The following is a 13785-nucleotide window of genomic DNA, read 5'->3' as shown; positions in this document are numbered from 1 at the left end:
GGCAATAATGTCCCGATACAGGATATTATCATAGAGTGTTTTGATATATTCAGGGTCGTGATACATGAGATATTCCGGCATTCCACCATTCTCAACATATTTTGCGAATGTTGTAATCAGGGTTACCCGTTCATTTGGTATGTACAGGGAGTCCTTTCTCACAGGAATCTTTTGAAAGCAAAGGTATTCAGCAAAAGAGAATGGAAATATTTCGAAGAGTTTGTATCTCCCAGTGAGCCTGGTTCCGAATTCCCTACTAAGGAGGGATGCGTTTGAACCCGTGATCACTATCTTTTTTCCCTCGTCCTGAAGTCGCCGCACGAATGTCTCAAAACCAGCAATATTTTGGATTTCATCAAAAAAATAGATATCAGATGGTCCATATACTTCTATCAGAACTTCATTTAGAATTTCAAACTCTTCTGCGGGAAATGTAAGGAGCCTTTCATCTTCAAAATTCACATAACAGTAATTGGTTTTTATCTGCATGATCTGTTTCAGGAGCGTGGATTTCCCGCATCTCCTGATACCGGTAAGAATGATAACCCGGTTATCCTCAAATGAATTGAGGACCTGATCAAGAATATTACGGCGAACTGAATCATCTTTCTGATCAATCCGTGTCTTCTGCTGGTAAACCAGATGTCTCAGAAGCTCCTTAGATACCATACTAATTACTAATTAGTAGAATGATATATTTTTTCTCATTCATAATGAGCACTTGAACTGAGTATCATTGACAAGCTCAATATACCCTTTTATATATTATGCCCGATAGACCGATCTCATAATTATGTGCTATCAATCTCTTCCATTCCAGTCTTCCGGTTCATAATGATTATCCATAAATGGATATAAGCCGCTTCATGAGATGTGAGCGATATACGCATCATTCTACAGATGCCAAAAACTCCCTGACTGTATTGAGATATGCAGTCTCCTGCTCAAGATGGTGGGAATGAGATGCATCCTCAAAGATTACAATTCTGGATCCTGGGAGCATACTCTGATAGTACCGGGTTGATTCAGGGGATGCTTCGTCATAACGACCACAGGTAAAGAGGGTTGGTATGGTGATGTTCTGTAAGTTATGAGCATGTTCATAATTTTTCAGGGTTCCGGTGATGGTATATTCACTCGGACCCCACATATGTTCATACACCTGAAAAGCCATCTTTTCCATGGATTTTTCAAGACATTCTGGCCATGGGTCCATACGACAGACATGGTTTCGATAAAAGACCATCATCGCCTCCTGGTACTCCGGGGAGTCACAGGTTCCCTCTATTTCGCTTTTCAGTATTATCTCCCGGATATCTGCTGGAAGTTCATTGATGTACCGACGTTGATCATCATGCCACCGGGACGCTGAAAGACAGGGGGATGAGAGAATAAGTGAATGAACTCCCTGCGGATTTTTGGTCAGGATATATTGAACCGCCAGCATGGTACCCCAGGACTGACCCAGAATATGAACCTCTTTCAAATCAAGTCCCCAGCGAACTGCTTCCAGTTCCTGCGTGAAATAATCAAGGGTATACAATGAGATATCTTCCGACTTATCGGAATTTCCACATCCCAGTTGATCATAGAGAATGACTGGTCGATCATCAGAGAGAGCAACCAGGGGGGTGAGATAATCATGGGGAACTCCTGGTCCTCCATGGAGAATGAGAAGTGGAATCCCGGAATTAAGATCACCATCCATTCGAAACCAGATGTTTCGCCCCTGAAATTCTACGAACCCTTCCCGGTGGTCTGGCATCATACTACCCTCTATATACATGATATGATGATTTGCATAGAAGTTTTTATCTCCTGATCAGAAGATGGATGAGTATGAAACGATGGTTCGTACTCATCTTTCTCATTTCGATATTTCTGATTCCTGCCTATGCAGATGATCTCACAACTGATTCTTCTTTAAACCAGAACCTGACTGTCCCATTAGAGATGGTTTCAGCACTGGATAGAATTACTGGCGAGATATCAGATGAACTGGCAGTTATCAAAGAACAAAACAGAATTAGTGCCGAATCTCTCCGGACCATTAGCATATCCGGGGATGATGCAACCTCTGTATTAGAAAGAAAGTTAGAAACCGTTCCCTATGGGCATTCCTCCCTCATTATTTCTCCGGATAATATAATTACTGCAGCCGCTCCGACCCGGTATTCTGGTCTCATCGGTACTGATCTGAGTTATCAGCCAGAAACCAGATTTGCAAATGAAAAGCAGGAACCGGTTATCAGTAACATTTTCTATCTTGAAGAAGGGTTTTATGGAATTTCAATCAGCTACCCCATATTTTCCGAAGACGATGAATATCTTGGTTATACAGATATTACCATCCGCCCTGAAGAGTTCTTCAGACCGGTTATCGGTCCCTTTACTGAACAGACCGGATATGAAGTATTTATCCTTCAGACAGATGGTATGACGGTCTATGAAACAGATGAGGTTGAGATCGGGAGAAATGTCCTGACCGATCCAATCTATGATACCCCGGAGATGCGAAATGTATCGCATGCTGTACTCGAGCATGAGGATGGAACCGTCATCTATACGTTCTGGGATAAAAACTGGAAAAGGCAGGTTCCCCGTCAGGCAATCTGGAATACCCTTTCCCTTGATAATCAGGAATGGCGGGTAGCAGTCGTCAGAAACCTGGAAGAGGCAGAGAGACAGAAGGGAGCCGGTGATCGGGAATTAGGGCCAGATAATCTGAATGCAAGCCTCACTGATCTCACTCAGTTTGTGCAGGATGCAGCCATATTTGCCCGGACAGCAGGCCAGGAGTCTGCATGTGATTCTTTTAACAATCTTTCCGGTCCGTATGTTTCAGGAGATAGGTATATCTTTGCTTATACCATGAATAGTACTACCCTTGCCCTTCCTTACCAGTTGGGACTGTTGGGAAAAGAAAGGCCTGATCTGTTTGATGTGAATGGCTTTGCAATCATGCCTGCCCTGATTGATACCGCTGTGAAGGGAGGGGGATTTATGTATGGGGTTTATCCCAACCCGGATAAGGATTTTCAGAACCTGCTCAAGATCTATTACATCGAACCGGTTGATTCAGACTGGTTCATCGGCTCTGGATTATATATCCCCTGGATTACAGCAGAGTTCGGATCTGATGAGATACATGCCCTTATAGGCCGGGTAAAACAAGCCGTCAGTCATGCAGAGAAGGTCGGGAAGGAACAAGCGATTATGGACTTTAATGATCTGAACCAGTCATTTGCTGATGGAGGATCCTATATCTTTGCCTATGGATATGATGGAACTACCCTTGCTCTTCCCCATCAGCCTGAACTAATTGGAACGAACCGGATGAACTTTACTGATGTCTATGGGGTTCCGGTAATATATCTCGAGAAACGTGCTGCAGAGCGTGGAGGAGGATTTGTTTATATTGTATATTATAATCCGGATTCGGGTAACAATGAACTGAAACTCTGCTATGTTCTTCCGGCAGGGGAGGACTGGTTTGTTGGATCTGGGATCTACCTGGGAAAAGGTATTACCTGAATTTTTTCAAAAAATTTTTTCATACTCCTTTGGAAAAACTATACCTAAATAGAAAAAACCGGATATAGGATTTTTATATTATCTCGCTCTTTCCTCTTTCTCTCTAATATCTCCCTGACCTGGGCCATCCGATGCTCCATACATTCTTCCTCTGACATTGATTCGTCAGGGATGCAGGATGGATTCACATATTCCAACATCTGGGTGATTGCTTTTATCTGCCTGCCGGCACGAATCCAGGAAGTACATATCTCGGGAGGAACCCCCTGTAATCGTGCAGCATTCGCGTTTGCTATCAGGGGATCATACCAGCCAAAGAATTCATCTATTGCATCACAGAATTCTGTATCTACAAATGGTTTTTCGACAAAACCTGCAAGATATTCACCATACCTGATTATCTCGTCGATATTGAGTTTTTTCGCCGATGCCATAATCACGGGTGTTTCTCTGCCATTTGTAAAAGTTCGGAGATGACCTAAGGTATCCCATCCATCAACAGGATCCATCATGATATCGAGGAGAACCAGATCATATGGTTCTCGTTTCAGTCTCATTATCCCTTTCGCTGGATCTGCCTCTGAAACACACCGATACCCGCAAGAGCTCAGCGCTCGTGTCATAGCCTCTCTGAATACCGCTTCGTCATCGATAATGAGAATTTTCTTAGGGTTTTTCCCCATGAGATGCCCCTTACTGTATCCGTATGGAAATTGATATTATTAATAGTGTGGGTATGCATAGGCACCAGTGATCTGGCCATGATTCACGGTATTCATTGGTTTCCTCTTTATTAATTTCTGCTCATATCTTCAGTAAATGCCTTTCCTCTCCGGTACAAGAGGAGGAGGTATCATATGAGCGGTCTAAAGAGAAGAGTATCAGGAACGATGTCTGAAATTGGTAAAAATGCCATTTTTTGTCGGTATCAGAATGCGTAATCGAGATCCACAAATTGTTATTTGAGTATTTTATGACTGATAAAAGTAATACAACGAATCGAAATTTAACCTGAAACAAAAGTGTTTTAAATATCACCATATATCAGTGCTTATTTTGACAGAACAAGTGAAGAATATTACACCCGGCTATTGCAGATTTCAAAATCCGGAGATCTAGACGGGTGGATCTCCTATTTCCTGAACGCTATCAGTGAGCAGGCCTTACAGAATATTATCCCGGCTTTACAGGTTGTTGCCCTGTATGATGAAATGAAAAGAACCATTCCACACGTGATCAGGTCACACAATTCAGTGGATGTGATTGACACGCTCTTTGACCGGCCAATATTCTCGTCGACTGATTTTGCAGCAAAATCTGCAATTCCTCCTGAATCAGCCAAAAAAATTTTACAAAAACTTCGTAATGCCGGGATTATTGAAATTATCGGGGAAGGAAAAGGGAGGATGCCAGCGATTTATCAATTTACCCGGCTAATGAAGATCGCAGAGTATGAAGGAGACTGAAGGGGATAAAACCACTCTGGCCTTATATCATCAGATCAAAGAATGACTCATCAATCTCTTATTGAAGAATTTTATTCGTTAAAAGGAGTCTGATATTCTAATTTTTTGTGAGATGTCAATCTCTATTGGAACACGTTAGACCCTAACGATAAATATATATAGAATTACAAATCAATAACAAAGAGATCATGATTATGAACTTCAACAACTTTACACTCAAATCACAGGAAGCAATTCAGAAAGCGATGGATATCGCTGCTGGAAAACAGAACCAGGCGATAGAACCTGCTCATATTCTCAAAGGGATGCTTATCGTAGATGAGAATGTCATCCCCTATCTCCTCAAAAAACTCAATGTCAATCTTGAACGGCTCAACCAGGTTCTGGATCGAAATATTGAGGCATTGCCGAAAATTACTGGAGGGGAACATTATCTTTCACACGATTCATCAAAAGCCCTTCAGAAAGCGAGTGGATATGCCCAGGAGTTCAAGGATGATTTCGTCTCGATTGAACACCTCCTTCTCGGCATTCTCTCGGTGAATGAGCCGACCTCGCGACTGCTCAAAGACTTTGGCGTGACTGAAAAGGATCTGAAAGAGGCGATCCGAATTTTAAGGAAAGGCTCTACGGTTAGCAGCCAGACTGCAGAAGAGACCTATAATGCCTTAAATCAGTTTGCACGGAATCTGAATGAACTTGCATACTCAGGAAAACTCGATCCGGTTATTGGCCGGGATGATGAGATCAGAAGGGTCTTACAGATCCTCTCACGGAGAACAAAAAATAATCCGATACTGATCGGTGAGCCTGGCGTTGGAAAGACTGCGATTGCAGAAGGTCTTGCACACCGGATTATCGACGGTGATGTTCCTGATAACCTGAAGACGAAGCAGATCTTTTCCCTTGACATGGGTGCCCTGATTGCCGGAGCGAAATACAAGGGAGAATTTGAGGAACGGCTCAAGAGTGTTGTAAAAGAGGTTGTCTCATCAGATGGCGAGATCATCCTCTTCATTGATGAGATTCACACCCTTGTCGGAGCTGGGGCAAGTGAAGGGGCGATGGATGCCGCCAATATCCTAAAACCAGCCCTTTCCAGGGGGGAGCTCCATGTTATCGGTGCAACCACGTTAAAGGAATACCAGAAGTACTTCGAGAAAGATAAAGCCTTGGAACGACGGTTCCAGCCGGTTATGGTAAATGAGCCTGATACCCTGGATGCGATCTCCATCCTCCGTGGTATTAAAGAGAAATATGAGACACATCACCATGTCAGGATCAAGGATGAAGCCATAATTGCAGCCGTTGAACTCTCACAGCGGTATATCTCCGACCGGTTCCTCCCTGACAAGGCAATTGACCTGATCGATGAAGCAGCGTCAAAACTACGGCTTGAGATAAACTCCGTTCCTGAAGAACTTGAGATAATTGAACGGAAGATCCGGCAACTGGAGATAGAAAGGGAAGCCATTAAGCGTGAAAAAGATCAGGTGAAGCTTGATGCTCTCAATGAGGAGATTGGAAATCTTACCGAGGAGCGGAACCGGCTGAAGGCAAAATGGCAGTCTGAAAAGGATATTGTCGAGCAGATCCAGTTGCTGAAGAATCAGATAGAGGATCTCAAATTTGAGGCCGAAAGTGCCAACCGGGCCGGAGACCTCGGAAAGGTTGCCGAGATCAGATATGGACGGATCCCTGAGAAAGAAAAGATCATCGAAGGTTTGAAGCAACAACTGACCGAGCTGCAGAAAGATTCTGCCATGGTCAATGAAGAGGTGGATGCAGAAGAGGTGGCGGAAGTAGTGTCCAGGTGGACCGGTATTCCTGTCAGCAGGATGCTGCAGAGTGAGAAGCAAAAACTCCTCACCCTTGAGGCAGAACTTCATAAGCGTGTCGTTGGTCAGGATGAAGCTATCCGGGCGGTATCGGATGCCATACGCCGGAGCCGTGCAGGTCTGTCAGATTCAAAGCGGCCAATCGGATCATTCATCTTCCTTGGAACAACCGGTGTCGGAAAGACTGAACTTGCCAAGGCTCTTGCTGAATTTCTCTTCAACAATGAGAACAGCATGGTCAGGATTGATATGTCCGAGTACCAGGAACGGCATACGGTCTCCAGGCTGGTTGGTGCTCCGCCCGGATATGTCGGATATGAAGAATCAGGTCAGCTGACTGAAGCGGTTCGGAGAAAGCCCTACTCTGTGGTATTACTTGACGAGATCGAAAAGGCTCATCCTGATGTCTTTAATATCCTGCTTCAGGTTCTGGACGACGGCCGGCTGACTGACAACAAGGGGCGGACGGTTGATTTTAAGAACACCATCATCATCATGACCTCAAACATCGGGTCACATATCATCCAGGAAAATCTGGAACATGTCACTGACAAAAACCGGGAGGAGATCTATGATCAGACAAAAGAGATGGTGTTTGATCTTCTCAAAAAGACAATTCGTCCAGAGTTTTTGAATCGGATTGATGAAGTCATCATGTTCAGGCCACTCACTATGGATGAGATTCGAACAGTAGTCAGACTGCAACTTGATATCGTCAGGAAGATGCTGGAGAAGAATGATGTCAGGTTTACCGTCACAGAGAAAGCAATCGGTCATATTGCGAACCTCGGGTTTGATCCCCTGTTCGGAGCACGTCCCATCAAACGGGTTATCCAGAGAAACCTGCTCAATGAACTCTCGAAGATGATCCTTGCCGGAGAGGTTACGAAAGAGAAGGAGATCATTGTAGATGAAAAGGATGGGTCCCTGGTATTTCGAAATACCTGAAAGGAGATCAAAAAACCGTCTCCTTTTTTCCGATGAGTTATTAATCTTCATGATTTGATCTTTTTTGACATTTCTGATGTAATCCGGTTATAATATCTTTGAGTAGCTGGCCGGATTAGAAATGACCAAGACCTGGAATAAAAAACGAGAGAATGAGGGCAATAAGTGGTGATGCCATGAGGGATATTTTTTTTAGGTATTGATGATTTCTGGTACTTCTGAAGAATAATTCGTTGAAAAGTCTCGTACCTGATCACCCGATTATCAACCTGTATTATCGTACTCTGTTTCTATGAAAAAGATATCATGGGTGTCTAATAGGTTCTCTTTACAATTTGTACTACAAAGAGTGTCCTATATTGATTGTTCCCATCCCTGACCCATGTCTACAATCGGCCGGACTCCGGTGACCTCAAAGGTTACCAATGCTACTATCATATCTGCAGCTTCTTTCCCTATCACCTCAGCGATTTGACTTTTAAACGCATCCAAATCCTTTCCGGAGGTTGCAATCTGTAATGCAACCAGGTAAACCCGAATCCCTTTCCAGTCAGTAAGTGCTGTTCCCGGTTCAATGATAAGGTAGACTGCATGGGGATTTTGCTGCAGATTCGCAAGTGTCCGGTTATTGGAAAGTCCCATGATCACCGTCTTTTCATCAGTCATCCGGGGCGATCCAAAAATGCCAGAATCCACATGGCCTGATTTATCTGCCGTGCTGAGTACTCCGATCCGCGGGGACTTGTTAAAATATTCCATGAGTTTTGTAGTCATAGCTGTACTTCACCTGATTCTGGATTCGGTTGGAATACCATTAAAGGTTTTTACCGATTTGAACCGACATGGTCAATGCATAAAAATTTCGAGGGAGATGATATGTATGAAAATCTTGTCAGATTTTATTTTAATTTTTCTTCTGTGAGATATTTGGTCTATCTCTAAGATCAATTCAATTTTTTTTATAATTCGGATAAGATGGATATATTTATGGTATTACACTTTGAATGATAGATATTCTCCTATCTGATCCATGAATACTGACCGGATACATAGAGAGGGTTCTTCTGATTCTTCAGTAAATGAGTCAGAGGAAACGGCGTTTGAAAAGAGCACTCATTTTATCGGAAGATTTAAACTTCAAACCGTCCTCACCATTAGTTTCGCTCTCCTAGTTATCTTTGCTATCTGTATCACCGGATTTTTTTCATTTCAGGCCAGTCAGTTTGCTGTTAACGAACTCGCCGGACAGGTTCAGAGTGAGGTCTCTGATCGGATTACCGATCAATTGAATGAATATCTCAAAACCCCTCATCTGGTAAACCAGCTTTGTCTTGACAGTATCAGGCTCGGACATATGAACGTCCATGAAAATTCCGACCTGATCTCGTATTTCAGAGAGTTATCATTCCGCTTTGATACGATTGAAGCAGTGTGCTATGCTAATGAGCAGGATGGGAATTATACCATCATATCAAAGGTCGGTGCCCCTGGATTGGTAAACGGAACCGAGCGGTTTTACGGTGTTTCAAACTCAATGACAAATCATTCTTTTATTGAGTACCGACTGTTACCTGATGGAAGTCTTGGAGAAAAGACACTGACAATACCTGATTATGATCCCCGGATCAGACCCTGGTATCAGACTGCAGTCAGGGCAGAGGGTCCGGCATGGACACCGATTTATATGTGGCTTGAAGGAGTGGTCAGTATTGATGCTGTTACTCCTGTATATTCCGAAAAGGGAACGCTCATGGGAGTCATGGACACATCCCTGACTTTGAGTGGGATTGGCGATTTCCTGCAGCAGATTAAGATCTCTGAAAACGGGCAGGCGTTCATAATAGATAAAACCGGTCAGATAATTGCATCTTCAACGATCAAAGAGCCCTATCATCGGATGAATGGTGAGCTCGTTCGTCTCTCTGCTGCTGAATGTTCTGATCCGGTCATTCAGAAAGTGACGCATTTTATCAGTCATCATATGGGAAATAGTACCAACATTTCGACCAGAAAACAATTTATTTGTGATTTTGAATCGGAGCCGTTACTCGTTGAGTTTACTCCATACCAGGACTCATATGGGCTTGACTGGCTTATTGTGGTTGTCATCCCTGAATCTGATTTCATGGGCAGTATTCAGGCTCACAATAAGACTACCCTGCTGATTTTATTAGGTTCCCTTCTTGGAACAATTATCCTCTGCATTCTCCTGGCACGGTACATTACCCGACCGATTCTTGCAATGAACAAGTCCGCAAAAGCCCTTGCTCATGGCGATTTCTCCTCCTGGACTGATAGTAAAAGAAAAGACGAACTTGGTGAACTTTCCCGTTCCTTTAAAAACATGTCTGATCAGTTACAGACCATGTTTTCATCTTTGAAAGCCAGTGAAGAGCGATACCTAAGTCTCTTTCAGGCCTCTGCAGATGCGATCATCCTCTGTAAAGGATATACACTTCTTGAGATGAATCGTGCGGCTGAAGAGATGTTCTCACTACCCAGTAACACGATATCAGGAAGAGAAATTACTGGGTTATTTGATGATATTGGTAAGACTATTGCCGAAATGATTGAATCTTCAATGAAGGCCGGTTCGGATGGATATGAAAGTCAAACAATATCACGAACCAAAGATAATGCTGAGCAATATCTGAATATCCGGATAACCAAGGTCACCGCTGATGGTGATATCATAAGTCTGGTCCACATTCGTGATCTCACCATAGAACGTCAGGCAATCATCTCTTTTGCAGAAAAGGAAGCTCTTCGTGATGCCTATTCACGGGTGGAGATGATCCTTGAACTCCTCCCTGATCCTACCTTTGTTATCGATAAGAATGGGGTCATTCTCTTCTGGAACCGTGCAATGGAGAAGTTTACCGGCTATGATTCGGATTCGATGATTGGTAAAGGGGATTTCCAATACTCATATGCGATATATTCAGAGAAGAGGCCCCTGCTCATAGACTTTGCATTACATCCGGAGTTATCCTATGATGGTTTATATCCTGAAATCAACAGATCTGAAGATCTGTTGTCAACAAGTCTCTGGGTTGAACTTAAAGGAAAGATGGCATATATCTCTGTTATCGCTGCCCGTCTGTATGATAAGAATGGAAATGTTGTCGGTGCAATAGAATCGGTAAGAGATATCACCTCTCATAAGCAGGCAGAAGAGGCACTCTTGGTTGCAAATAAAAAGTTAAATCTCTTATCCGGAATTACCCGGCATGATATCCTGAATAAGATTATGATCTCAAAAGCATTCCTATCCTTTTTGGATGATAATGAATTACACCAGGAACAGAGGGATTATATTGACCGTATCAGGCGCTCATTGACGGAAATTGAACAATTTGTTGCCTTTTCAAAGACATACCAGGAACTCGGACTGAAATTACCTGAATGGCAGGATATCGGAGAGGTGTTCAGTCGGGTTGCTCACCAGATTGATACCGGAGACGTCCAGGTTCGTGTGAATGTATCCGGGGTTTCAATTTTGTGTGATCCCCTTTTTGAGAAGGTCTGCTATAATCTTATTGAAAATGCAATCCGTCATGGAGGAGATCTGACATATATTGAGGTTCGTGGAACCGAGACCAGTACCGGTTTTCTTATCACGGTAGAGGATGATGGAACCGGGATTTTGGATGATCAGAAAAAGTATATCTTCGACAGAGGTTTTGGAAAGAATACCGGATATGGGTTGTTCCTGACACGAGAGATCCTTGCAATGTCTGATATTACTATAACCGAAAATGGACAGTACGGTACCGGATGCCGGTTTGAGATCAATGTTCCCAAAGGGAAATACAGAAAAGATGGTAAGATGGTTTAGGGAATTTAAATTTTTACTCCATTCCAGCTATCTGTGACGGCCGATTCGGTGAGTTCTGTAGTATATGTTCCATTAAATGTCAGACCATCATCACTTATAATAAATGAAAATGTACCCGTTTCAATCCAGGTACCCTTCATAATTTTTCCATCCTCAGATATGGCTCCATCAATCAGTCCTGGCTCGTCAGAATCAAGATCAAACGGTGTATATGAGCCAGAGAGTGCGGTTCCATTCTGCGTAAGATTATATGTTTTACTCCCGGTTTTCCAGGTTCCTGTCCAGGTGTTATTTGCATCTGGTATCGCTCCTTCTCTGGTCCCATGTATCGTGTAGGTGAAGGGCTCTTCCAAAAGTCCCTCCTGGTTCACGGTTCCTGTGCCGGAAAATGACTCTCCATCATCAGCAAGAATCAAAGAAACAGTACCCCCTTCAGACCAGATTCCTGAAAAGGTACTTCCGTCTTCTGATAAGGTTCCCTTAAGCTGACCAGGATCACGGGCTGTAATATTATTCGGCGTATAACTGCCAGCGATGAATGAACCATTCTGAAGAATAAGAAGGGTGTATTCTTCAGATGCCCAGGATCCATTCCACACATTTTTATTGAGAACATCTATACCAGGTTTTTCTTCAGCAGTAACCATGGATGAGCTGCACAGAAGAATGAGTATTGCAAGTCCAGCAAGTAAAATCGTTTTCATCTCAATAACCTCCATTGAATAACATTCTCATCCGATAAAATGATAATGTTTTCGCCAATCCGCTGGACTATCCAGCGAGGCATGTACAGGAACATACAGGAAAGGAGGATTGCATGAAACTGGTTTTTCAATTGACCAGTTCCATTCAGGCCCGGAGAGTTCGGTGATATCAGGTATTACCGGTATGCATCCCATTTTTTCTTTTCCCGATATTCATTTGCGAGTTGACTGATTCCCTTGTATCTGATCTTTTCAAACCGTTTTAGTCCGATCTCTGCCTTTCCTCTCTCAAATGCCGCTTCTTTCAGTAATTTTTTGTATCGTTCCAGACGACCTGCGGATATCTCTCCCTCTTCAACGGCTTGTCTGACTGCACATCCTGGTTCCTGTTCATGGGTACAGTCTGAAAACCGGCATCCCTGTGAAAACTTTGCAATATCTTCAAATGCATCCTGAACCGATTCTTCAGCAGTCCAGATTCGGATCTCCCGCATTCCGGGCGTATCAATCAGACAGCTTCCTGAAGGGAGAGAAACCAGGTGCCTGACCGTCGTGGTATGTCTTCCCTTACCATCGTCCTCTCTGATCTCCCCCGTTTTCTGAACAGTTGTTCCGGTGAGGGTATTGATAAGCGTTGATTTTCCAACTCCGGAAGAGCCAAGAAATATGACCGTTTTTCCTGGTGCCAGAAATGAGTTCAGTTGTTCCAGACCGGTATTATTCAGGGCACTGATGGGGATTACTGCTATTTCACCAAGTTCACTTTTAACCTGGGATAAAAATTCAGACATATCATCACAGGTGTCTGATTTATTGAAGATAATAACGGGCGTTGCTCCGGAACTCCTGATAATAAGCAGGTACCGCTCCAGTCGTGGAATACTGAAATCATGACCCGGTTCGGTGACGATAAAGACAGTATCGATATTTGCTGCAAGGACCTGTTCACCGGCTGATTCTCCCGCACCGCCTCGTGACAGGCAGTTCTTTCGTTCAAGAATGGATACTATCATCTGGGTTGCAGTCTTTTCATCCTGCAAAACGGCAACGAAATCTCCCACGACCGGAATATGTTTTTTTGCTTTCATCGCTCCGGAGATAGGTAGGGAGAGGATCTCTGTCGGTGTCACTACATCATAGCGTGTTTTATGAGCGGTGATTACCCTGCCAGGACTATAAGGGCCCTGAAAAGGAGCGAATAATTGTTCCCAATTTTCATTCCATCCAAGATTGAGGAATGAATCAGTGGAAATGTTACAATAAGAAGATGAATTATTCATAAAATAGGTATAGGTAAAGAATATAACTGATTTCTCTTTTTTTGTTTGGATTACAAGAACAAAAACCTGATATAAGAATATAAGCAATTAATTATATGCTTTAGTGATCTTCGTGTCTGACCGGATACCCGCTTTGGATCACCTGGAAAAACGCTGACATTATGCTCCTGTACCTGT

10 protein-coding genes are annotated in these 13785 nt (G+C 43.3%); 4 read left to right on the top strand and 6 right to left on the bottom strand.

The window, feature by feature from the left end; all coding sequences use genetic code 11:
* Window positions 1-669: ATP-binding protein (locus LDL35_RS08980; protein ID WP_304021912.1), on the bottom strand; the 669-nt coding region annotated here is incomplete at its 3' end.
* Window positions 670-889: 220 nt separating this feature from the next.
* Complete coding sequence (locus tag LDL35_RS08975; RefSeq protein ID WP_304021909.1) at window positions 890-1768, bottom strand: proline iminopeptidase-family hydrolase; 879 nt, start codon at window positions 1766-1768, stop codon at window positions 890-892.
* A gap of 65 nt (window positions 1769-1833) precedes the next feature.
* Between LDL35_RS08975 and LDL35_RS08970 the strand changes: the two genes are divergently transcribed.
* Window positions 1834-3534, top strand: a complete 1701-nt coding sequence (locus tag LDL35_RS08970; protein WP_304021907.1) for a cache domain-containing protein — start codon at window positions 1834-1836, stop codon at window positions 3532-3534.
* Between the two features lie 44 nt (window positions 3535-3578).
* Here the strand turns inward: LDL35_RS08970 and LDL35_RS08965 are convergent, their stop codons facing one another.
* Window positions 3579-4217, bottom strand: coding sequence for a response regulator (locus LDL35_RS08965; protein ID WP_304021905.1), 639 nt, complete (start codon window positions 4215-4217; stop codon window positions 3579-3581).
* A 408-nt stretch (window positions 4218-4625) separates the two neighbouring features.
* On the opposite strand from LDL35_RS08965, the gene LDL35_RS08960 reads away from it, so the two are divergent.
* Both LDL35_RS08960 and clpB read left to right on the top strand, forming a co-directional pair.
* Window positions 4626-5000: a hypothetical protein gene (locus LDL35_RS08960; RefSeq protein WP_304021903.1), complete on the top strand. Its 375-nt coding sequence runs from the start codon at window positions 4626-4628 to the stop codon at window positions 4998-5000.
* Window positions 5001-5188: 188 nt separating this feature from the next.
* Window positions 5189-7786 carry an ATP-dependent chaperone ClpB gene (gene clpB / locus LDL35_RS08955; RefSeq protein ID WP_304021901.1) on the top strand — a complete coding sequence of 866 codons (2598 nt, stop codon included), beginning with the start codon at window positions 5189-5191 and terminating at the stop codon, window positions 7784-7786.
* 354 nt (window positions 7787-8140) lie between these two features.
* Here clpB and LDL35_RS08950 read toward each other — a convergent pair whose 3' ends face one another.
* Window positions 8141-8560, bottom strand: coding sequence for a pyridoxamine 5'-phosphate oxidase family protein (locus LDL35_RS08950; protein WP_304021899.1), 420 nt, complete (start codon window positions 8558-8560; stop codon window positions 8141-8143).
* A gap of 256 nt (window positions 8561-8816) precedes the next feature.
* Between LDL35_RS08950 and LDL35_RS08945 the strand changes: the two genes are divergently transcribed.
* Window positions 8817-11624, top strand: coding sequence for a PAS domain S-box protein (locus LDL35_RS08945; protein WP_304021889.1), 2808 nt, complete (start codon window positions 8817-8819; stop codon window positions 11622-11624).
* A 5-nt stretch (window positions 11625-11629) separates the two neighbouring features.
* Here the strand turns inward: LDL35_RS08945 and LDL35_RS08940 are convergent, their stop codons facing one another.
* Both LDL35_RS08940 and rsgA read right to left on the bottom strand, forming a co-directional pair.
* Window positions 11630-12328 (bottom strand): hypothetical protein, encoded by a 699-nt coding sequence (locus LDL35_RS08940; protein ID WP_304021887.1) that lies wholly within the window; start codon window positions 12326-12328, stop codon window positions 11630-11632.
* Between the two features lie 176 nt (window positions 12329-12504).
* A complete protein-coding gene (gene rsgA / locus LDL35_RS08935) occupies window positions 12505-13458 on the bottom strand; it encodes a ribosome small subunit-dependent GTPase A (protein WP_304021884.1) in 954 nt (317 codons plus the stop codon).
* Window positions 13459-13785 lie beyond the last annotated feature (327 nt).

The organism is Methanospirillum hungatei, assembly GCF_020216685.1.
Taxonomy (GTDB): domain Archaea; phylum Halobacteriota; class Methanomicrobia; order Methanomicrobiales; family Methanospirillaceae; genus Methanospirillum; species Methanospirillum hungatei_B.
The sequence above is the reverse complement of the archived record's forward strand: the minus strand, read 5'-3'. Positions and strand labels throughout refer to the sequence as shown.

What these genes read in the sequence shown, in the direction of transcription:
- LDL35_RS08975 (WP_304021909.1), bottom strand. Translation starts at nt 1,768, where the DNA reads ATGATGCCAGACCACCGGGAAGGGTTCGTAGAATTTCAGGGGCGAAAC.
- LDL35_RS08970 (WP_304021907.1), top strand. Translation starts at nt 1,834, where the DNA reads ATGAGTATGAAACGATGGTTCGTACTCATCTTTCTCATTTCGATATTT.
- LDL35_RS08965 (WP_304021905.1), bottom strand. Translation starts at nt 4,217, where the DNA reads ATGGGGAAAAACCCTAAGAAAATTCTCATTATCGATGACGAAGCGGTA.
- clpB (WP_304021901.1), top strand. Translation starts at nt 5,189, where the DNA reads ATGATTATGAACTTCAACAACTTTACACTCAAATCACAGGAAGCAATT.
- LDL35_RS08950 (WP_304021899.1), bottom strand. Translation starts at nt 8,560, where the DNA reads ATGACTACAAAACTCATGGAATATTTTAACAAGTCCCCGCGGATCGGA.
- LDL35_RS08945 (WP_304021889.1), top strand. Translation starts at nt 8,817, where the DNA reads ATGAATACTGACCGGATACATAGAGAGGGTTCTTCTGATTCTTCAGTA.
- LDL35_RS08940 (WP_304021887.1), bottom strand. Translation starts at nt 12,328, where the DNA reads ATGAAAACGATTTTACTTGCTGGACTTGCAATACTCATTCTTCTGTGC.